At 54.0% G+C, this 20,464-nt stretch carries 22 protein-coding genes and 1 pseudogene; 10 read left to right on the top strand and 13 right to left on the bottom strand.

Features of this window, described 5'->3' with window-relative positions; genetic code table 11:
* The first annotated feature begins 15 nt into the window (after window positions 1-15).
* Window positions 16-732 carry an NUDIX hydrolase gene (locus AC1D1J_RS16715; protein WP_477695292.1) on the top strand — a complete coding sequence of 239 codons (717 nt, stop codon included), beginning with the start codon at window positions 16-18 and terminating at the stop codon, window positions 730-732.
* 8 nt (window positions 733-740) lie between these two features.
* On the opposite strand, the gene AC1D1J_RS16710 is transcribed toward AC1D1J_RS16715, so the two are convergent.
* Both AC1D1J_RS16710 and AC1D1J_RS16705 read right to left on the bottom strand, forming a co-directional pair.
* Complete coding sequence (locus AC1D1J_RS16710) at window positions 741-1,289, bottom strand: DUF4291 domain-containing protein (protein WP_477695291.1); 549 nt, start codon at window positions 1,287-1,289, stop codon at window positions 741-743.
* Window positions 1,290-1,352: 63 nt separating this feature from the next.
* Window positions 1,353-1,913, bottom strand: coding sequence for an RNA 2'-phosphotransferase (locus tag AC1D1J_RS16705; RefSeq protein ID WP_477695290.1), 561 nt, complete (start codon window positions 1,911-1,913; stop codon window positions 1,353-1,355).
* 195 nt (window positions 1,914-2,108) lie between these two features.
* Here AC1D1J_RS16705 and AC1D1J_RS16700 point away from each other — a divergent pair, with 195 nt between their 5' ends.
* Both AC1D1J_RS16700 and AC1D1J_RS16695 read left to right on the top strand, forming a co-directional pair.
* Window positions 2,109-3,041: an ADP-ribosylglycohydrolase family protein gene (locus AC1D1J_RS16700; RefSeq protein ID WP_477695289.1), complete on the top strand. Its 933-nt coding sequence runs from the start codon at window positions 2,109-2,111 to the stop codon at window positions 3,039-3,041.
* Window positions 3,042-3,044: 3 nt separating this feature from the next.
* Entirely contained in the window at window positions 3,045-3,650 is a 606-nt protein-coding gene (locus AC1D1J_RS16695; RefSeq protein ID WP_477695288.1) for an HAD family hydrolase, read from the top strand.
* A gap of 228 nt (window positions 3,651-3,878) precedes the next feature.
* Here the strand turns inward: AC1D1J_RS16695 and AC1D1J_RS16690 are convergent, their stop codons facing one another.
* The 5 genes from AC1D1J_RS16690 to AC1D1J_RS16670 are packed head-to-tail and all read right to left on the bottom strand — an operon-like array spanning window position 3,879 to window position 6,667.
* Window positions 3,879-4,385: a helix-turn-helix domain-containing protein gene (locus AC1D1J_RS16690; RefSeq protein WP_477695287.1), complete on the bottom strand. Its 507-nt coding sequence runs from the start codon at window positions 4,383-4,385 to the stop codon at window positions 3,879-3,881.
* 24 nt (window positions 4,386-4,409) lie between these two features.
* Window positions 4,410-5,114 (bottom strand): hypothetical protein, encoded by a 705-nt coding sequence (locus tag AC1D1J_RS16685; protein ID WP_477695286.1) that lies wholly within the window; start codon window positions 5,112-5,114, stop codon window positions 4,410-4,412.
* Window positions 5,115-5,142: 28 nt separating this feature from the next.
* Window positions 5,143-5,541 (bottom strand): DUF2384 domain-containing protein, encoded by a 399-nt coding sequence (locus tag AC1D1J_RS16680; protein WP_477695285.1) that lies wholly within the window; start codon window positions 5,539-5,541, stop codon window positions 5,143-5,145.
* Window positions 5,522-6,226: a hypothetical protein gene (locus tag AC1D1J_RS16675; RefSeq protein ID WP_477695284.1), complete on the bottom strand. Its 705-nt coding sequence runs from the start codon at window positions 6,224-6,226 to the stop codon at window positions 5,522-5,524. Before AC1D1J_RS16675 ends, AC1D1J_RS16680 begins: the two co-directional genes overlap by 20 nt.
* A gap of 15 nt (window positions 6,227-6,241) precedes the next feature.
* A complete protein-coding gene (locus tag AC1D1J_RS16670; protein WP_477695283.1) occupies window positions 6,242-6,667 on the bottom strand; it encodes a helix-turn-helix domain-containing protein in 426 nt (141 codons plus the stop codon).
* 49 nt (window positions 6,668-6,716) lie between these two features.
* On the opposite strand from AC1D1J_RS16670, the gene AC1D1J_RS16665 reads away from it, so the two are divergent.
* From AC1D1J_RS16665 to AC1D1J_RS16640, 6 genes are all read left to right on the top strand, one after another.
* A complete protein-coding gene (locus tag AC1D1J_RS16665) occupies window positions 6,717-6,971 on the top strand; it encodes a helix-turn-helix domain-containing protein (protein WP_477695282.1) in 255 nt (84 codons plus the stop codon).
* A 216-nt stretch (window positions 6,972-7,187) separates the two neighbouring features.
* Window positions 7,188-7,922 (top strand): hypothetical protein, encoded by a 735-nt coding sequence (locus AC1D1J_RS16660; RefSeq protein WP_477695281.1) that lies wholly within the window; start codon window positions 7,188-7,190, stop codon window positions 7,920-7,922.
* Window positions 7,819-9,861, top strand: a complete 2,043-nt coding sequence (locus AC1D1J_RS16655) for a hypothetical protein (protein ID WP_477695280.1) — start codon at window positions 7,819-7,821, stop codon at window positions 9,859-9,861. The genes AC1D1J_RS16660 and AC1D1J_RS16655 overlap by 104 nt, the downstream gene beginning before the upstream one ends.
* A 100-nt stretch (window positions 9,862-9,961) precedes the next feature.
* On the top strand, window positions 9,962-10,951 hold the full coding sequence (locus AC1D1J_RS16650) for a TniB family NTP-binding protein (RefSeq protein WP_477695279.1): 990 nt from the start codon (window positions 9,962-9,964) through the stop codon (window positions 10,949-10,951).
* A 272-nt stretch (window positions 10,952-11,223) separates the two neighbouring features.
* Window positions 11,224-12,429, top strand: a complete 1,206-nt coding sequence (locus AC1D1J_RS16645; RefSeq protein ID WP_477695278.1) for a hypothetical protein — start codon at window positions 11,224-11,226, stop codon at window positions 12,427-12,429.
* Entirely contained in the window at window positions 12,426-13,571 is a 1,146-nt protein-coding gene (locus tag AC1D1J_RS16640) for a TniQ family protein (protein ID WP_477695277.1), read from the top strand. The genes AC1D1J_RS16645 and AC1D1J_RS16640 overlap by 4 nt, the downstream gene beginning before the upstream one ends.
* 668 nt (window positions 13,572-14,239) lie before the next feature.
* Here AC1D1J_RS16640 and AC1D1J_RS16635 read toward each other — a convergent pair.
* The 6 genes and pseudogenes from AC1D1J_RS16635 to AC1D1J_RS16610 form a co-directional block, all read right to left on the bottom strand.
* Complete coding sequence (locus AC1D1J_RS16635) at window positions 14,240-14,602, bottom strand: hypothetical protein (protein WP_477695276.1); 363 nt, start codon at window positions 14,600-14,602, stop codon at window positions 14,240-14,242.
* The gene (locus AC1D1J_RS16630; protein ID WP_477695372.1) at window positions 14,583-15,146 is read right to left on the bottom strand and encodes a hypothetical protein; all 564 of its coding nucleotides are present in this window, start codon (window positions 15,144-15,146) and stop codon (window positions 14,583-14,585) included. Before AC1D1J_RS16630 ends, AC1D1J_RS16635 begins: the two co-directional genes overlap by 20 nt.
* A gap of 14 nt (window positions 15,147-15,160) precedes the next feature.
* Window positions 15,161-15,319: pseudogene (locus tag AC1D1J_RS16625) on the bottom strand (IS21 family transposase); the annotation flags it as partial.
* Window positions 15,320-15,465: 146 nt separating this feature from the next.
* A complete protein-coding gene (locus AC1D1J_RS16620; protein ID WP_477695275.1) occupies window positions 15,466-16,341 on the bottom strand; it encodes a hypothetical protein in 876 nt (291 codons plus the stop codon).
* A gap of 502 nt (window positions 16,342-16,843) precedes the next feature.
* Window positions 16,844-17,359, bottom strand: coding sequence for a hypothetical protein (locus AC1D1J_RS16615; RefSeq protein WP_477695274.1), 516 nt, complete (start codon window positions 17,357-17,359; stop codon window positions 16,844-16,846).
* Complete coding sequence (locus AC1D1J_RS16610; RefSeq protein WP_477695273.1) at window positions 17,359-18,177, bottom strand: TIGR04255 family protein; 819 nt, start codon at window positions 18,175-18,177, stop codon at window positions 17,359-17,361. Before AC1D1J_RS16610 ends, AC1D1J_RS16615 begins: the two co-directional genes overlap by 1 nt.
* Window positions 18,178-19,205: 1,028 nt before the next feature.
* Between AC1D1J_RS16610 and AC1D1J_RS16605 the strand changes: the two genes are divergently transcribed.
* Window positions 19,206-20,396 carry a reverse transcriptase domain-containing protein gene (locus AC1D1J_RS16605; protein ID WP_477695272.1) on the top strand — a complete coding sequence of 397 codons (1,191 nt, stop codon included), beginning with the start codon at window positions 19,206-19,208 and terminating at the stop codon, window positions 20,394-20,396.
* Window positions 20,397-20,464: the final 68 nt, after the last annotated feature.

The following is a 20,464-nucleotide window of genomic DNA, read 5'->3' as shown; positions in this document are numbered from 1 at the left end:
ACAGGAACGCAAAACATGGCGACCAAAACAAGCAATCTGAGCTTTGAACGACCGCTGACCACCGTGGACGTCGTGATCTTCACCGTACTGGAAGAGCAGTTACAGGTCCTTCTGGTCAAGCGGCCGGAGGGACCGGAAGAGCCCTACCCGAGCGCTTGGGCCTTGCCGGGTGGCTTCGTGGATGTGAAAAAAGACGATTCGCTGGAGGCCTGCGCCAGGCGCAAGCTCCTCGACAAGACGGGGGTCAAAAGTCCTTACCTCGAGCAGCTAGGCAGTTGGGGCGGCAAAACGCGTGATCCACGCGGCTGGTCGGCGACGCATGCATACTTTGCGCTGTTGTCCGCTGACTCCGTGAAACTGGTGCAAGACGAGGCCAAGCCGGCCAAATGGCACCCCGTCGATGAACAGTCGCCCCGCAAGCGGCTGGCGTTTGACCACGGCGACATACTGCAGGCTGCGCTGGAGCGCCTGCGAAGCAAGGTAGAGTACACCTCGCTGCCGGCCTTCCTCTTGCCTGAGCCCTTCACGCTTCCGCAATTGCAGAAGATGTATGAGGTGGTATTGGGGCGCCCCATCGACAAGAGCGGTTTCCGCACTCGTGCCCTGGCGGCGGATTTCCTGAAGGATGATGGGTTCCTGGACGTTGGGTCACCGCGACCCGCCATGGGCTATCGCCTGAAGGACAGGAGCGCTGTGATGTATTTCCCGAGAACTTTCAGTCCTCGCAGCTAGGAGGCTGCTTATGCGGCTGCCCGCCCGATGTAAACAGTCTCGACCGGGACTTGCAGGTTCGGATCGTCGTCCCGGGCCTGCAGGCGTTGCGTAGCGACGAAGCTGCTCATGTCAATCACCTCCAGCAGCTCGTCCGTGGCCATGGCGCGCAAGGCCTCTCCACGCAAGCCTAGCTGGATGGCCCGGCGGGCTAGGTTCGCGCCCGATGGAGCGTGGTCTGGATCCCACTGTCGCCTGACATTTGAAGTCGAAACGGCGGTTTGCCATGCTTGCGGGCTCGCATAAACCTCGCTGTCGAAAGTGGAAGGCACCGCGGCGGCCAGCAGCGAGTCGAAGAATGTGCGCCTCAGCCTCAAGCCCAGCACGCCTTCCTGCCCTTCTTTGGTACCCCAGCCCGACCGGTACATCATCCACAAAAAGTTGGGCTTGATCCAGCTCATGCGATTGAAGCTGAAGTCAGGGCCACCCAGCTGGCCGTGCTGAATGGCGTATGCGGCCGTGCTGGCCCGATAGGCCTGATAAACGACGATGGTCTCCGCGTCGTAGTGAGCCAACACATGTCTTCCTTCCGCAGGCCATGAGCGGCGCTGCTGTACGTGGGGAGCGACTGGCAGCCTCATTCAAATCTCTCCGCTCTCGGCGACGCAGAGGTAGGCTGGCGGCACATGGTCGGTCAGCCAGACGTTGTTTTCCGATCGGAAGAACAAATAACCTTCTGTCGACATGCGCTGGGCGTCAACAGCAAGCAGAACCGGTTGACCATAACGTTGGCCCACCGCGGTAGCCGTTTTGCTGCTTTCACTCAGATGGACATGATGGCGCTGACGCTTGGTCAAGCCTTCGACCAGGATGGCGTCGAGAAAGCGCGATGCCGTGCCGTGATAAAGCCTCGCCGGCGGCGTCAAAGGCGGCAAGCCAAGCTCAACGTCCACAGAATGGCCCTGGTTGGCACGAATGCGTAGTCCGTCTTCGCTGAATGCGAAACGTTTCTTATCGCTGGTTTCAACGACCTCTTCGAGCACGGCGCGCGAAAGGGCGTGATTTGCTGAAGCAGCCTTGGCAAGCAATTCGTCGACGTTGGCCCAGCCAGCGGCATCCAGTGACAGGCCTATGGTTGCTGGCTTGTGTCGCAGTACCAAGCTCAGGAATTTGCTGGCGCTGGTGAGTTGTTGTGAAGTCATGTGTTTCCCTCTTTTTGTTATGGCGTGACATATAAGTTGCTTTAAACAACTCATATGGTTGCATAATACAACCTAACCAGAAAAAATCAAGCCCATGAAAAACTACTTAGCGATGGCAACAGGTTCGGGACGAATACCCGGATATGCTGGATTTCCTTTTACCCAGAACGGTGACTACTTTCGGGAATATCGCTAATGGAAGATCTGGAGCGCTATCGAGGCTGCTTGCTAGGACTGGCATGTGGCGATGCCGTGGGGACCAGCGTGGAGTTTATGTCGCGAGGCAGCTTCGAGCCAGTCACGGACATGAGGGGTGGTGGTCCGTTCGACTTGCGGCCTGGTGAGTGGACTGACGACACGTCGATGGCTTTGTGCCTGGCGGCCAGCCTTGTGCACTGCCAGGGCTTCAACCCCGTGGACCAGATGAACCGGTACTGCAACTGGCGCAGCGTGGGGTACATGAGCAGCAACGGCGAATGCTTCGACATCGGCATCACGGTGGCTACAGCACTCAATCGCTATCTTCTGACTCAAGACCCTTTCGCAGGTGATCCGGATCCGAAAACCGCCGGAAACGGCGCTTTAATGCGCTTGGCGCCTATTCCCATGTTCTTTCGCGGAAGCGAAGCCGACACCTTTCGCTTTGCTGGCGAAAGCACGCGTACAACGCATGGCGCACAAGAAGCTATCGAGTGTTCACGTTTATTTGGCCTGCAGCTTCGCGCTGCATTGATGGGCGCTACCAAAGAGACGATTCTTGCAACTACGGTACCAGAGCCGCTGTCCGCAAAGGTCGCCACAATAGCCGCGGCGGAATTCGTCAGAAAACCACGGGAAGCCATCAAGGGCTCAGGTTATTGCGTGGAGGCTTTGGAAGCTGCCCTTTGGTGCTTTATTCATACTGCGTCGTTTGAAGAGGCCGTGCTTGAGGCGGCGAATCTGGGTGACGACGCTGATACGACGGCGGCTATCTGCGGGCAAATAGCTGGTGCTTATTACGGCATTCGCTCGATTCCCTCCGCGTGGCTGGAGCGATTGGCCATGCGCGAGGATATTGAACTTCTCGCTGACAGTCTCTTGAACGGGGCATGTATTTTGCCCAGAATATTCAACTCTGAGAGCACTTAACACATGAGACCGAAACCTCTAATTGCGTTGGACGGTGACGGCGTTCTGCTTGACTACAACTTGGCCTATGCCAAGGCCTGGGAGAAGGCGACAGGAAGGTATCCCGCGGAACGAGACGTCAAAGCTTACTGGGCAGTAGATCGATGGGATGTCGAAAGACTTAGTGGAGAAGGTCTGGAGCGGTTCCGCGCCTGCTTTGATATCGGCTTCTGGAGCACCATCCCACCACTGGAATCGGCTGTCGAGGCTTGTCACCGTCTGCATGAGCAGGGTTACGACCTTGTCTGCGTTACCGCGCTGCAAGAAGCTTTGGCCGACGCTCGACTCCGAAATCTACGCGATCATGGATTTCCAATAGAGAAAGTGTTCGCCACCTCAAACACCTTGGGGATACGAAGTCCGAAGGCGGACATTCTTGACCAATTAAGGCCGGCCGCATTTGTGGATGATTATTTGCCATACCTGCTCGGAGTGGATCGGGGTATTCACACCGCATTGATCCTGCGAGAACCGAATGGCAGTCCTAACTGCGGGGTCGACATACAGTCAGTCAGTTCCACACATGCCAATCTTGCTGAGTTTGCTGATTGGTGGTTGAGTCGCCCTTAAAACAAAAATACCGTCCAAAGGAGACAGTGTTGAATTCCGTCGAAATCTGATCCACTCGGGTCAGACTTCAGCGGAATTCAACACTCAAACAGGCGAAGCGACTCATTCACCCGATGCTCCATGCGCCATCTCGGTGCCGGAACTCCCCGTCCAAAATGGCCTCCCTCCGCTGCCGCAACCTCAGCAACAGTAGGATCTCCGCGTGGATCTGCTCGATTTCGCGGGTCTTCACAACCAAAAGTCCCGATTTATATGCCCGGCTCTGGCCATGTCGCGCATGCACTGCCATATCTCCAAGCGCTGGACCCCGGTTTCGTGATGCAGCTGCTCAACCACGTCTGCAATTTGGGAAACATGCGCTTCATCGAGGAATGTACGCACATGAGGAGCGAAATTCTTCGGGTAGGTTGCAGTTAGAAGAGCTTTGCCCAAGTCTTCTGCAGGGAGGCTCTCCTTATAGCTCGTGCTCGCAGAGCGCGCGGCCACCTCCAGCGCAGGCGTTCTTCCGTCTCGCTGGCGCTTTGTTGATCTCGGATTGGAAACGTGGACATTCAGCCCTAGCACCGAAAGCAAGCGTACTGCGTCCGCCCAATTGAGAGCGCCGATAGAACCGTTTTCCAGCTGCTCCACCGTGAAGGGCGACAGGCCGCACAGGTCGGCCACGAAAGCCTGGGTTAGGCCCATGTCGGAACGGCGAGTGCGGACAGCCAAACCGATCTCGGCAAATTCATGCATAAGATGAAATACTGCTGCGATCGGTCATTGCGTGACACGAGAAAGCTCTTCGGATACCACCTCAAGGAATGCCTCTACCCATTCATCAGGAGTCAACTCGTCATAGCCAGGCATTGATCCACCCAGCAGCATTTCCACCGGGGTCAACCCACCAAATATCTTCTGCGGCGACCTCAGGAAGCTCCACATCAAAGTCGTTGAGGCACCCCACTTACGGTATTCCTGGATGAGTTGCCGAAGCAGCGCTTTGTTAAGGCGTTCGTCGAGCTGAAAGGCTGGGAAAAGCGGCCCTCCCTCTCGGGCCGCTGCACGCGCAGCGAAAATCTCGCCAGCAGCTTCCCGCTCACGCACCTCGTCAGTCGAGCATTTCAGACGCTCCGCGATTTCCTCAACTGCAAGAACACGGTACGTGTGCGCAAAGCGCCCGCGGTCTTGATCACTTGAGGCTTGAGGCTGAGCTACGGATAAAGTCGGGTCGCGCTGAGGCATTTTCCCGATTTCCCATGGCGTCCGAACTCGAAGCCAGGTCCCCAACGTTGCGCGCAAGCACGTTTCGCACAAATCGATCTCGACTCGACTTTCATAGCCAAAAATCGAGCCGCGGCCCGCATTGAAGCCGATGGACGAGATTTGTTCGAAATCAGGCTCAGTGCGATGGCCCTCTTTGCCGCAGCGGTCGCACACGATACGATCAACTACGCTCGGCATCGCGACGCCTTTAATTTGCATCGAGTTCTCCTTGCGAGATTACAGATAGCTAGCCCGCGGCGCCGGCCTGCAAAGAATCGATCAGACGGATAACGTCATCCCCCTGGCCGACAGCAACCAGTTGCTCCGCGGTTTTTTGACCGAATGGTTGAAGCTGCTCCGTCTGAAACCAACGCAGTGTTTTTTGCAGATCACCCCCCGATACGTCATAAGCCGCTTTGATGACGCGAAGGTTCTCCCAAAGGCACGCTTGAATGCTGGCCGCAGCTGGATCACAGGTCACGTTTGAGTCCTTCTCAAGGTGTCTGAGAAATCTACGGAGCGTAGCGTACCCGCCAGGACTTCCATTGCGCATCCCTTCCAACAGCTCTTGCTGACATCGCTGGACACCTGGCATGCCCAACTCCCGAATCGCTGCAGTGATCAAGTCATCGGTGATCTTGTTCATAAGCAAACATTTCAACAAGCTGCCTGGCTTTATGCGCTCTTCCCCAGGTCAATGACCTGGTAGTGAGCAAAGCGCCTGCAATCAGAACCATCACTTCAGAAACGCCAATCAGGACGCACGGCCGGGCACATAGGTTGGCCAGCTCTTGAATCGCAGATGCGGCCACCATGACGAACATGGCAGCTAGCAATGCCGCCAGCGATCCGCCGGTTATTAGTCCAGTCTTCCCCACACACGCAGGTGTCACAGCTCCATCCGCGGTGGCACGGCAACCATAAGAGTTAAGTATCGAAATCGCACGCCATCGCGTGAGCGCCTTTGATCGAATCCTTTCCCGAAGGTCTTCCAACGTAGGCGACGGCAAAGGCCGAATAAATTCGGCCCGGGCAAGAAGCCCGTCCAGTGCGTCAAGGTCAGTGGTGCCCATTGACGTCGAGGCACGTCTCAATCTGATTCGCTGCACTTCAAAACGCCCGACCCAATACGGATTGCGCATGTAAAGCCACCACGGCAGTGTGATCCCGATCAGCTCTTTACGAAGCGCTTCAATTCTCTGGACCGCTTTCCGCTTCGCAAGACTTTCATCACGGCTCAAACCGTTTTCCCGGTCTATCTCGAACTGAGCATGCAGTCGGGCAAGGCCTAACACTGTCTGCGCTTCTGCTTCACTCTGATCGGTAGCCACGGCAGCTGAGTGAAGCTATTTGAGCTCGACCGCGCCCGCTACTAATTGCTGGATGGTCGGCTTTACTTTCTTCGGTCCGAACTTAAGGATCTGCTCGTACGTTCGCAGAACAGCGCGCACCTGAAATTCCGGTGGCATTTCAAATTTGTGTTGCTTTGCGATCTGCTCAACGAGGCTCACGGCTTGCATGAATCCGGCTGGATCCCTGAGGGGGTCCAGCGGCGCGTTGCGCTCACCGGTTGTCAGATACAGCATGTCCACGCCATGCTTTCCGATTTCATGAAGGTACTCAACCGTTGGAAAGTAGACCTCGGATTCGTAGCGCACCTGGGTCACGCGATTGACCGCACCGAGCGAGGCGAAGTCCGGAACCGACAGGTTCAGGCGCTCTCGCTCACTTTTCAGTCTTTTCCCGAAACCCTTTTTTTGGATCTGAATCATGCTCACATTATGGTTGTAATTTGTTTAGATATTGTTCAAAATAGTTCACATGAGCGCGAATTTGTTCAATGATGCCCGACTTTTGGAGTTACGGCAATACTTTGTCGAGGATGGCGTCAGCGTGGCAGAGTGGGCCAGGCAACGAAACTTCTCGCTGCCCTTGGTGTACTCGGTTCTTAAAGGCAAGAGCCGCGCAAGCCGAGGAGAAAGCCATCGCATTGCAGTTGCGCTTGGACTTAAAAGCCTCACCAATCGCCTGGCAAATGTGACGTCTGAAGCAGTGACCGCGGGTCAAGGACATTGACCGGCGGTATTCATGAAAGGAAATCCATGAACAAATAAAAACGGCGACCGGTGTACAAGACCGTCGCCGTTTCATAGGGGGATTCCCCAAACTTCTTACTACACCTGAAGTTTAGGGGCCTTGTATGGCCTCGTCAATCCCCTGTTTTCAAAATTTCTAACGAACGTCATTTAGGCGAGCGGGGACCCTGCTCGCCTGGCGGAAAAGGGGATTGGTATGCGAAAAACCCAGACAGGGCCGTCCGAAGCCTGGTTGGCCGAGATCTTCCAGAGCCCACCACGGCGCGACATCCGCAAGCTCAGCAAAACAACCACTCGCGTACCGGTGGACGTTCCTCTGCTCGGCACGGTCATGTACGCCGAGGGAGGCCATGAAGCAACTGCGCTTCTCCTATGCAAACACCTCCACCAGCATGGATTGGTCCGCAGATTCAAAGCGCAGGCGTTCGAGCTTGGTGAAATAGATGGTCCCAGAGATCGTGTCCCGGATCTGCTGATCGAACTCGACAGCGAGCCGTCACTACACGTCGTGCAATGCAAAGCCAAGCGGTTTGTATCGCCAGAGGTTCTGGAGAAATACCTGGAGGAGCAGGTATTTCTTGAAATGCGCGGGTTCAAGTTTCACAGCTGGACAGACCGCGACAAGCTTTCCAGCCCAACATCGCAAAGCGTCCGTCTGCTTGACCGCGGGTTTCAGAACCCGATGACCCACGCTCGGCTGGCCGAGATCCAGACCCATGCACGCCAAGCCACCGCTTTGGGCGAACTGCTCGACCTTTTTGGTTGGGATGAGGCCATCGCAGCAGCAACCCACGGCGCCTTCTTCTTAAACGTCACCGAGAAAATCCATGAAAACAGTCCCATCCTCCATCATTTTCCCAGGCAAAGGTACGAATGTCTCTTTAGCGGTCGGCCAGTACCTCGAAGCTTCTGGGACACGCTTGCGGCTTGACGCATTGGACGACGACGTATGGACCGTACGCAATGTAGCAACCAATGAAACCAGAAGGGCGACAGACAGGGAACTGATCAACGCCATTTTCGAGGGGCAACTCACACAGCCTGGTTGCAGGAATGCCCTGCAGGCGGGTCCCTGCGCACTCACCGGCGCGGAGCTATCGAGGGTAAACGCCCGACAGGAGTCTCCCGTCGCAGTCCAGCAGATGCTTGACAAGCGAGCATGGATTGACGGATTGCGTAGGAGGGGGATTGACAAAATCGTCGATGAAATCTGGGTAAGAACAGCGATCGATCACCTGGCCAACGGTAAATTAAAGGGAGTGCGTCGATTTGCGATCACCACGCTGGCCAACACCGTCAGAGAGCTCGCAAAGGCAGGCGGCGACTGGAGCCAGCTGGTCCCCCAGTACTCGGGCAGGGGCGGCGCCGGCGAGCAGAGGATTCATCCACAAGCCCAAAGTGCAATTCAAGCCCAGATCGACTTCCTCAGGGCAAATAGGGATGAAAGGATAAACATCCAAACAATATCCGGTAACGTTCGCGACCAACTCGACATCCACAACATCGGCAATGCCCACAACCCTATACCGGTCCCCGGATACAGCACTGTGTCCCGCTGCGTTCACCAGGCATTTGAAGCGCGCGAAATCTCTTTGCGAAATCGAGGGAGCAATGTCACCAAGGACCACTATCGGGAGAATTCGTTCCCCCGCGACCGCGCCCAGTACCCGCTGCTAATCAGCGAATACGACGATTTGAATGCAGGCGTGTTCTTAATCGACGATAAAAACCTTCTCCCGTTTGGGCGCGCCTACATCACCCACGGCGTCTGCCAAAACACCGACGTTCCCTTGGGCTTCGATATCAGCCACGAGTCAAGAAGCTACGACAGCGCAATGGGCGCCATTCTTGACTCGCTTTTGCCTAAAGACACCCGGCGCCAGGAATTTGAGAGATGTTCATTCCCCTGGATAGGGTACGGAAATCAGGGCTTGATGCTAATAGACAACGCCAGCTACAACCTGTCCAGGTCAATAGGACTACGCACAGACCAAATGAAACTGGCGTTGGCTGGCGCCAGACCTTTTGGACCGACCGAAAAGTGTTCGATCGAACACTTTAACTCCATGGTCGAGGCTGATTTTTGCAAGGCGCTGCCAGGATGGTGCGGAGATAAAGAGGATCCGAAGGGGTCCAATAGGGGAACGGAGACCGCTGCGCTCACCGTTTCCGCGTTCAAAAGCCTGTATGTACGATGGGTAACGGGTGTCTACCTGAACAAGCATGGCATTGACGGCTTAACCCCCAAACAGCGGTGGTTCAACCACTTCAAGAATCACTCGCCGTCAGTTCGCTGGACTCCCGAAGAAATCTCTTTGTTCCGTTTAAGGCCCCACCTCTTGAAGTTCAGGGCAAGCGGTGGGATTAAACGCCTCAATCTGACCTACAACAGCGACGAGCTCATCATTCTGCGCGAGCGATATGGGTACCTGGCGCAAATGGTAGTTCACATAGATCGCTCCGACCTCGGCTACATCAAGGTAACGAATCCCGAGACGCGAAGCCTGATTCATGTCCCCTGTACGACGGACTTTAGGTACGCAGATGGACTGACGGAACAGCAACAGAAGCTCATCTTAAAAATGGCGCGCCTGCGCGGTCATAAAAATCCAGACCTTCATCAAATGGTGGTGGCTAGAGAAGAGCTCCGCGAAATGGTTTCGAAAGAGCGCAAGTCGATGAAGATGTCACAGCGACGTTTTGCGAAACAGACCGGTGACATCCGGGTCGATCCGCAAGGGGCAGAAGGCGGATTCACTGCGCCGGCTGTCAAATTAGTTTCGCAAGTCATCACTGACTTGGAATGGAACATCATTCGCCTGGAAGAAGTAGCGCTTGAACTCGACGACGACAGCTGGGAGTCCCAATGAATTTGGGCACTCGACTGCACTGGCCCTTTCTGATCTCAACATTACCCGAATCGTGCAACGTGGTGGATAGAGCTTCTCACCCCACAAGGCAAGGACAGCAATGATCACAATCACGCATCCGTCACCACCCGACAAAACGTTTTGGCTAAACAAAAGTGTTGAGGTCCGGCAAAAATGGACGGAGCACCTTTACATAAATTACCTCGGCACCAAAAAGATCATTGGAGATTTTCTTCATAAGCTTGCGCACTGTGAGCGCTCCAGACGATATCAAGCCATGCTCATCATTGGGCCGACCGGCTCGGGCAAAACAACCCTCGCTAGCCGCATGAAGGATCTTGCAGTAACTCTCTATGGTCGGGCCCATGAAGAGAAGACGATTTGCCCGGTCATTCAATTCGCTGTTCCAGATCCCTGCACCCCGTTTGAGTTTTCAATCTCCATTCTCAAGGCCTTGGGGGATCCAGATCCACGAGGCAGGAAACACAGAGCCGACACCATTGAGGCCGCTGAGAGATTTTTACGGGAGTGCGAGGTCAGGCTGGTCCTGTTGGACAACTTCCAAGATATTCCCGCTCGTCGAGGCAAGCGAGGAATCGAGCTTGTTGGCGCAAGACTGCGTGAACTAATTGATCATTCAAGCGCGCTATGGGTGTTTCTGGGCACCAGCGAAGCGCTGAATGTTGTTAACGGCGATGCTCAGCTAGTCAAGAGAATCAGCTATCGCGCAAGGCTTAGATATTTCAGCATTGTGGGTGAAGATGCCAAAACATTCCTAATGCTCTTGCGATCCCTGGACAAGTGGCTGCCGTTGACCCAGACATCGTGCTTAGTGGAGCCCGGCACTGCAGCGCTCATGTACCTTGCAACCGAAGGCGTATTTGAACGCATAGTCCAACTGGTGGACTCCGGTTGGTACATCGCTGTGCAAGCCAATCGAGAAACGATGTGTCTGAAGGATCTTGAAGAGGCATATGTGCTTGTTCATGGTCCCCAAATTGACACGGCCAATCCGTTTCACCCTGACTTCATCAAACGGCGATTGATTGGGGTCAACGATCCATACGAAATGATGCGGGAGTATGAGTGAAACTTCTCCTAAGACCTAGACCGATCTCCGGGGAATCTTGGCCAGGCTACCTCTTGAGACTGGCAGAGACGAATAGCCTTGACGGTGCGGCAAAGTTGGCCAGAGGATTGGGTAAAACGGTGTACGGATTGTTTACCTCTCCTCCAGAGGAGATCCTTTCCGTGCTTCAGATTGAAGCTCCCGTGGACGCCGCACAACCTTTGCCGGTTGCATTTCCGTGGTCCCCTTCTCTCTTTTCATCGGGACGGCCGCTTAACTCGAAGGTGTGCACGATGTGCCTGCCGGTAATGGACATTCCCCACCTAAAGGCAGATTGGGATCGCGCATTTGCTTTTGAATGCCGCAAACACAGGGTCTTGCTCACTGAAACCTGCCATGCTTGCGGAAGCCCGCTCACCTATCTTCGCGAGCATGTGGCCCGTTGTAACTGTGGATTCAGGCTTTCGCATACCCGTCCACGGCGTCCCGAGGCATTTCTCTTCGGCATGCTTGACTTGCTGCAATTGGGCTTGGATCACGTCAAGCCGTCCCCAACCTTTGGCTGCTCTGGAAGACAGGACCTCGCTGCACAGACCTTGTTGCAGTGGCTTGCTCGGCTAGACGCTGGTCTTTACGGAAAGAAGACTAACGCCCGGAAGTTGCAAGCTTATGTCTCACTTGACGAAGTTCGTAAGATTGCTCACTGGTTTGATGAGTGGCCGAGATCCTTTGTCAAACGTGCCTTTGAGGTTCAGATTCAGGCCGAATCGCGCTATTCCGTTAAGAACATGATCTTTAACATGGGCAATGTCGATCGGTGGCGATTTCCCAGGGTTGTCGAAGCGTTAAGCGAAAACGTTCTCAACGGACGTACAGCCCCGCGGCCAAGGATGGAAGTTGGACTCGAGACGGCTACTCTCAACTCCACTGAATTTGTCAACAAGCGCTTCGTGATGCGTGCGACTGGTTGCTCCGCCCACATTGTTGGGCAATGGTTATCTAAAGGCTGGTTGGGTAACGTTCAAATTGCCCATTCGCGCCAGGATTTTATGCAGTACCTCATTACCAGCGAGGCCGCGTCAAAAGCCATCCAGCTTATAAGATCGACCGCTTCAGCCCAGGAGATGGCAAACACAGTCGGTATGAAAGTAGGCCGGCTGCGGGATCTCGTAAGGTGCGGGATGTTGCAAGGACTTCCATACGGGAAGGCTGACTGGGACAAGCGCCTTGTTCCGGAGGAAGTATTTCAGCTGACTACGAAGTTGTTGGCCGCGGCGAAGTTCGCTCCCTCGTCGGAAGGTGCGGGCATCCTACTTGAGGCCGCAATTCTTAGACTAAGTGAACCCCACCCTGCACTGGTGGAACCATTTGTCAGGGCCGTGCTTAATCGTGAGATTGCGACCCATTTTCTCGACAGGCATCCGACACGGTTGGATCAAATTTCGGTCGCGCTTGCAGATTTCGTTTGCTGGCGCTCCAAGGCATTGAGAGCGAAATGAAATCGCAAGGGTCTGCCCTCTTGCTACGCCCCATCGCCATCGAAGGTGAGTCGCTTTCCTCATGGCGGCAAAGGGTCGGCTGGGCTAACGGCTATCGCCTTTTCCCGGTGGCGGCCGAGCGCACTCGCCGCGCAGACCCGGATGTTGGAGAGAACGAGGATGACTTGAAATGGGTGGCCACGCTACATAGTGCTACTGAAGACGCAGTTTCCGCTATGACCCTACGACGGTTTCTCGGAATCTTCATCACACGGCTGACGTCACGTTCGCAGCCTCGATGGTGGCTCAGGGCTCGTTATGGATGCCCAACTCCGAACTTTGGTCCGATGTTCTGCCCCAGCTGCTTAGACGAAGATGCCACTCCCTATTTCCGCCTGGCATGGCGATTGGGATTTCTTGCCTCGTGTTCGGTCCATGACAAACAGCTACTTGATCATTGCTCAGCGTGCGGCAGTGCGCCTTGGCCTTCGGGCTGCGGCAGGAAGACCCAGGTCCACCCTCTGTTCCAGAGTCTTCGCTACTGCTGGCACTGCGGTGCTGACCTTTGCCGGAATGTCGAGCAATCACCGGCTTCCCCGGCATTCACTGCCGCCAAATGGCTCCGCGAGCGAGAGGTAAAGGTGGGGGAACGACTAGTTCCTTCCTACGAGGCTTTTGGTGCAATGCGCGCCATCTGCCAACTCTTTCTGCGAAACAGATCAAGGGTGCGAATTGAAAAGAGTTCGACAGTCTGGTCAGTCATTTGCGGAAAGCTTTCAGAGAAAGCAAAAATCGCTCAATCGGTGGAGCATCTGTGCGTTGATGATCGCGCATTGCTTCTGGACGCTTCGATTGAAATGCTACTGAACTGGCCCACGGCCTTTATCGAGTTTGCGAACCAAACAGGGATATCCAAGGCGCATTTTGACGGGGCATATGGCTTACATCCCGAGTGGATGTCCGAGGTCATTAACACGGCACTTGTCAAACAGAACCGCTTGGTAACTCCCGCTGTACTCAAAGCGAAGGTGGAGCAGCTCCGGAGGGAGCTTGGGCGGAACCCGACAAAGATCGAGCTACGGCGAAGCCTAGGATGGCAGGGCGAGAAAGGGCTAGACAAGTTTTTTCAAAGAACGAATAGAGCCGGTCGCACCCAAAATTGAAGGACTAAATTGGTCTATCTCATATAGGAACACGTGCTCCAGACCATCCTTCCCCCCGGCACTCACCGGCCAGGTATCGAGAATATGTACTTATCGATAGCTAGCGTGATCCGCTCATGATCGCGACGGGTCAGGTCCAGCTACGGATTTCATCTACCAGAAAGTAATTGCCATGGAAAAGTTGACACCTTGGTTTGATGCCAAGTTACATTCTCCGTCCCGCGAGGGATGGTACGACTGCAAAGAATGCAACGCCAGGCATTATTTTAGGGATGGGCTTTGGTACAGAAACCAAAAATCAATCCGTGACGGAAACATGACGATCCGGAAGATGCACTGGAGAGGTCTGAGACGGGAGTCATTGGTCACTGCACGCTGACGGCAGTGGACAAGACGCTTGGACCGTCGAGTTCTCTAATGTCCGGCTTGCCGAGTGAGTCAACGCGAGATGTTAAGGTTTTTATGCGTAACTAGGTAATCGCCTAGTGGTAGTCCCATGGAATCGAACCACCGACACGCCTTTGACTTCGCTAGCCCGTTGTTTTGATTGGGTTTTTTATCATCAGAGAGGGTTGCCAGTGTACCAACACAAGGTACCGGTCAGGACTCTCAAGGTCACGTAGCCCAAGATACGCATACCGCGAGTGCGCTCAAGAAGCGTGTTGCTCTCACAAATCGTCCTTATCCAGAGCTTCTCTAAGTTGGTCAGCAAGGTCCGCCACTCCCCTTGCGGCACGACGTGCGCCTGAATACAACCGGCGCATGGTTTTATAAGAAGAGCTCAAGTATTTGGAGAGATCACCATCGGACACAGAGTCGAGCACTCGTCCCTGGCCCGAAAGCGTTACCGTGTAGTCGGGGTCGGCATCTGGATCAAATTCGGAATAGGCCACTGAAACGCGGATAGACGTGTCCCCTACAACCGTTTGGAATACGTCCTGGTAAGGTTCAGACCATTCAAGCGCATCTTCCTCGGTCTTCTTCGCCAGCTTATCGACTAAGTTAGCGAGCTTAGTAAGGGAGGTCGTCATTTTTCACCCTCTTCAGTTTTGCCTTATCAACGGCGTCAATTAATGTAATGAGGATCGCACCTTGGGCTTGGCGGAGTTTCTGGTGCTTGACTGCATCTTTAACCCCTGACGTTCTGTTCTGGAGTTCCCTCAACTGCCCCCTCATCTGATCCATGAGTTCTAGCTCATCTGCTGTAATGCTGGACGACGCGACCCGGTTAATCACGTGCACAGCATTGTTAATTCTTTCGGATAAACCGCTCCAATCATCGAGCTCAAGTACCCAACGAACTTGGTGAAGGTTTGCGGCCATATCTGAGAGCAAGGAAGCCAGTTCCAGCGCATCTCGTCGTGCCAGAGCAGCTCGCGCAGCACTTCGGGCCGACCTTGCGACAAAGAGCGTCGCAATCGCTATGAAAAATCCTACGACTTCCAATGCGTCGCCGACGTGATACCTCGTCAGCGCGACACCAAACGCTCCCAGCGCATCAGCCTGTTCGGTAGTTGCCACGGGTTTCGCGTCAGTGTTTTGAGTCGTCGAGTTAGATGCGTCGATGGTGCCCATTTGAATGGCTTCTTAGATGTACGGCAAGTGTAGCTGGGCTCGCTCTCTTCCGATCGCAGGTGCGTCTTCACTGCATTGCGAGCCAGGCCTGTACGCCTTGAGATCTCGCGGATGGACATCTGATCCCGCAATGCCCAACGTCTGATGCCATTCAATATCGCCACGTCTATCACTCCTAATTTCCCCTGCTTTTAAAACAAGCAGGGTAGTGCCTACGTGGGTCAGTTTTGGATGGAAATTACTGCGCTAAGTGGATCAGATTTCGACGGAACTCAACAGATACATAGCATTACTGGTCGTGGGCAATTTGATCAGCCCCTTAAGGTAACGCTTTCTCGAAGAACGTTGCGAGCACCTTCCCGCCCACATCATCAAGAATCTTTCGATAGCTGCTATCAGCATTAGCTCTGACTTCGTTTTCACCAAGAAAGGCCTTTGACCATGCTGAGAACAAGCCGGCGGAGCCAGTGAAGTATCCAGGAGGAAATGGCTTACCTTCATTTTTGGCCTTCTCGCCTGTAGCCTTGCTTTCGTCCATTTCCCGTTGGAGTCGATCAATTTCGGACTTAACTCGCTCCACATCCGTTCGATATTTGCTAACTAGCTTCTGGTATTCAGCATCACTCTCGGCTGCGTATTTTCCAAGTAACGCCGTCAGGAGTTGGCTATCTTCCCGCCGTAGTTGCGCGAGCAAAGGCCCAACTCGACGAGACACGTACTCTGGACATTTCAGCAACTCAGTCCCATCTGGTTCCCGTTTGAAAAATGGTGACGGGCAGTTTCGTAGCGCGGCCATTGCGCTTCCGATGTATTCAGAACGAAGTCTCGTGTAATTTGTTCGGGCCTCGGTCTTCGCCGCTGTTGCTTGGGTTCGGACCTCCGAAAGGTCTCGATCTTTCGCGGCCAGTTCGCTGTTTTTAGCCGAAAGTGCATCCTCTCGACTTGCGATTTGCTTGTTTAGCTCACCAATGCGGCGCTCTTGCTGGCGTACTTCCAGCGTCTTCTGGGCAATATCTTCATCTAGAACCGCTTTCTGGTAAACAGGAAGCACGGTATAAAAATAGCCAAAAACGCCAAGGCCAAGTAAAAGTACCTGAGACAGCTGGGCAGCAATATTGCACCAGCGATCAAAGCTATGGCCACTTGGGCCACTCGCCCCTAAGCTACCTGATCCTTTTTTTAGAACTCGCCCCATAGCCCCTCCACAATTCAGATTGTAGAAATGTAGGCTGATTAGGGGCAGGTGTGCCCTTCTATCGGGCCAAATACTTTCTCAAGCATGAGCCTCAACTCCGCACGATCATTTGACCTTATCTTTTGCCCCTCGAGGGGTAAAAGTTCTACCTCCGCGTGGTAGGTTCCCTGGTCTTCTTCGGGCCGGTGCGCCACTGCTAAACCATGGCCCCTCGCTGTACGGATGGCACGAATCTGCCCGGCGGTTGTCGTAATCGCACCGATGTATGTCCAAAGAGGCTTTCGCTGCCGAACATTCGCTTGCCGTCCGCAGCCCAAGTCATGCACCTCATTAATCGCGACCTTATATTTTCGCCATACCAGCGACTCAACTGGCTCAGAAAACATAAACGCCGTGGACCAAATGACCCCTTTAAACTCGTCATACATTAGCGGGCTGTCAAGCTGCCTGCTAACTGCATCGGCGTCTGGAATCTCTTCTATTTGCTCCACCAAGGGAACACCTAAAAGGCAAGGACGTGTGCTAGTTGCTCAGGTAGTGCTGAGCCGTCGTAATAGAGGTCGTCGTGATAGACAGCCGCAGGCGTCCCGGCGTTCTGAACACAATGCAACCCCTGCTCATCAACAGTTAACAATAGTTGCGTATCGTTGACCTCCCAGACCATGACGACCCCGCTGTCTCCATCTGGTGCGATCTTAGGCAGAGCAGCATGTCGAGGAAGTGCGTTCAGCAATGCTACTGATAGCTGCTGAGACGCCTCAGATATCGTGCCCCTCTCATTCTCACCCTGAGAATAGCCGTGCGAACGAAACAGGGCCAAAGCAGCGATCAAACGCTGCCGAGCTTGCTCGTTCTCGATGACGTCGGGTGTAGCAGCTTCACCGGGGGTTGACGCTAAGTCATGTATACCGGAGTAGCGCTCATCCCGCGGAGACTGCCATCTGCCTGGTGATGGCTTTGGACGATTTGAGGGAAATGACCATTCGGAACCCCAATAAGTTGCGGTATCGATGTACATCAGGCGGTCCTTTCCCATACTTGTTTTTGAACGTCTTGCGATGTCACGTCTGCAAAACCTTGTGTAATCCAGTGGTGGGCGAGATCAAACCACTGAGATCTCCCGACTTCCGAGGTGTCTTTTGGCAATCCACGTGCAGTTATGTCGAGCCTGACTACACGCTCACCTGTCTTAACGTGCCTTGCTACCTGAGCCAGAATGTGCAGCCGACCCGCAGCGTCAGGCAACTTATAGGTTGTGCCCCAGTTGAATGACTCTGGCGCTGGCAAAAATCGAGCGGAATCCTGTTTTGGAATGTGATCAGACAGCACTAACCAAGGTGCGCTCTCATTCATCCCGTTCGTCGGCTTAACCAAATTGGTATACACGAGCTCAAGCTGGGTGAATGCGAGATCGCCCAACCCCGCAGATTTAACGAAATCTATAAACCTGCCTAGCTGAAGATTGAACCCGGCAATCACTTTTTCGTAGCTTGGGTACTCCTCGCCCTCGCTCACACGCTTCCAGTTAAATACAAACCGATCCTCCTGCAATTGAATGAGGTGTTTCCCATCCTGAGCCGTCAACCAAGTGCGCCTCAACGGCGGGAGGTCCAGAAACTCAATACCAATGGTCTGCGGCAATGGCTCCGTATTTTCCAAAATTGTTGGAAGAGGCGCTACGTCGTCGGTAAGGGGAAAGTCCTTCCGAACTAAGGCCCAGAAAGAACCAATGTGAGCGGTCTTTAACGGCTTGGGCAATGAAAAACTTACGCTGCATGCGACCTCCACGATTGGAGGTTTTTCAAATTTGACTGGTGACCGGGAGTCTCCGTGCATTCGACCGAATCCTTAGTAAGCAAGGGAGCTTGGTTGCCGATTGTGCCGCATATTAACAAAATGTTTACGCGAGCCGACAGAAGGGCCAAAGCCGCGTATGACTGGTCCGCCCCCTATAAATAGATGAGGTCAGACCAAGATAGATCAACATATTTCGCCCTACTCAAGAAGCCCGTAATTCAAGCGGAAACCACGCAGGCGAAGAGGACTTGCAGTTCTGCGCAAATCTAAGAGCTCAGTAGATGAGAGCCGCAGTTGAGGCTGTACATCTGGTGCTGCAATGCAGGAGGCAAGCACCTTACCCATGCCCGATCCTTCACGCCAGTCAGATTGGAGCAGCACGCTTCAATTGCCGAGATATTTTAATCGATAGGGCATTTTATAGCTCAACCAAAACACTACAGGTAGTGTTTTTACCAATCCCAACCCCCTATAGCTAGTGTTTTTGAAGGATTAGCGTTAATATCGCTTCGTTCGGCTTCCATGGTGTTCCCGTGGCGCTTGCAGAACGGCGAACCTCGGCCCGAATGTGCCACGTGCCTACCGGCGGCGAGCATATGGTCGATCAAGGGCAATCTTGATGTGCGCTTCGACGCAGTCAGGGCCTTTGGCGGCAATGAGGTGCGGCCCACCGTCCCTAAGAATACTAGGCGGGCCGATAGAAGCTGTGATGTGGGTCGCCAAGGCGGGGATGCGGTCGGCGGAACAAAGATGCAGCCACGTGCAGAGAGCGCGGATGCATTGGCTGAGGTTTTGAGACGAATTCCGCCCGTGGAAGCTCGAAAAGGAGTGAATATGGTGCGAATGAGAATCATTACGGTCTGTATGGCGATTGCGGTCACAATGGTGTTCCCGTGGCGCTTGCAGAACGGCGAACCTCGGCCACAATGTGCCACGTGCCTACCGGCGGCGAGCATATGGTCGATCAAGGGCAATCTTGATGTGCGCTTCGACGCAGTCAGGGCCTTTGGCGAACCCCGTCCACGCATGCAGTCTAGGGACTTGATAGTGACTCGCAAGCTGAAGATATGACGTGCTTAGAAGATGCCATTAAGCCGTCCGCACTGAAAGCCGCATGGACCAAAGTCGCGCGAGGCAAACTCAACAAATCTAGCGCCCATCGGCAAGGCTCTGATGGGCACTCCCTACAGTCATTTGCATTGCGGCTGGACGATGAGATCGCAGGGCTCTCAGGACGACTGAGACAAGGGAGATATAAATTCTCCCCCCTTGATCCTCACTTTGTCCCGAAACCAGATGGACGACCCCGCGTAATTTGCGCCCCAACTATTGCCGACCGCGTAGTACAGCGCTCGATTCTTGACGTGATAAGTAGCCGGCAGACGTGGATGAAGAACCCGGTTAGCTACGGCTTCGTTTCAGACAGAGGCGTAGAGCTTGCCGCCATGAAGGCAGTCGAGTATCGGAAGGCTAAGCCGTGGGTATTCAAAACCGATATCACCAAGTTCTTTGACTGTGTAGACCGACAGTTATTAAGCTCCAAAGTTAAGCAGCAGGTTAGACAAGCATCGCTACACCCCCTAATCCTAGATGCCATGAAGTGCGAGATATTGATCAAGCACCCAAGCCAGGAAACGCGCATCAAAAAAATGGGGATTCATGTTGGTCAAGGTGTTCGCCAGGGAATGCCTCTCTCTCCCTTCTTTGCAAACCTATTTCTCGCAGACTTCGACAAAACATGTGTCGCGAAAAAGTTGAGCGTTTTACGGTATGCAGATGACCTTATCTTCTTCGGAAGCTCTCAAGCGGAAGTCGCCTCGTTCGAGGCCTTCTGTGCAACTGAACTAGGCAAAATTAAACTAGTAATTCCACAACTGACTGAGAACACCAAAACACAGATTTATGCTCCCGATGAAGCTGCTGAATTTTTGGGTGTCGAACTTGCGTTAAACATTCACGATGAATATGAAGTTCGGCTGGGGCAAAAGCAGCTTGATGCGATCAAGAGCACGATTTACGACCTGGGCTCACTGACGGAATTACGACAACGCCAACTTGATGTAGGTCGCTTTGGAAATTCTCTGAATTCGCGTGTGTCCGCATATGTCTCAGCCTATGACTTCTGCCGAAACCGCAACCAATTAGAGGCATCTCTAAAGGACTGGGCAAAAGCCACCCGAACGCGAGTCGCTATCGCCCTCGGAATCAACCTCCAGACGTTATCCACTGATGGGCGCTGGTTCCTGGGACTAGATTGACTGTCCGCAATCGACCGATTTTGGACAGAAATGCTCATACACCTCGAGTTCGGCCTCCTGCAGAGGTA

The sequence above is a fragment of the Polaromonas sp. P1_F8 genome (assembly GCF_056405635.1).
The sequence above is the reverse complement of the archived record's forward strand: the minus strand, read 5'-3'. Positions and strand labels throughout refer to the sequence as shown.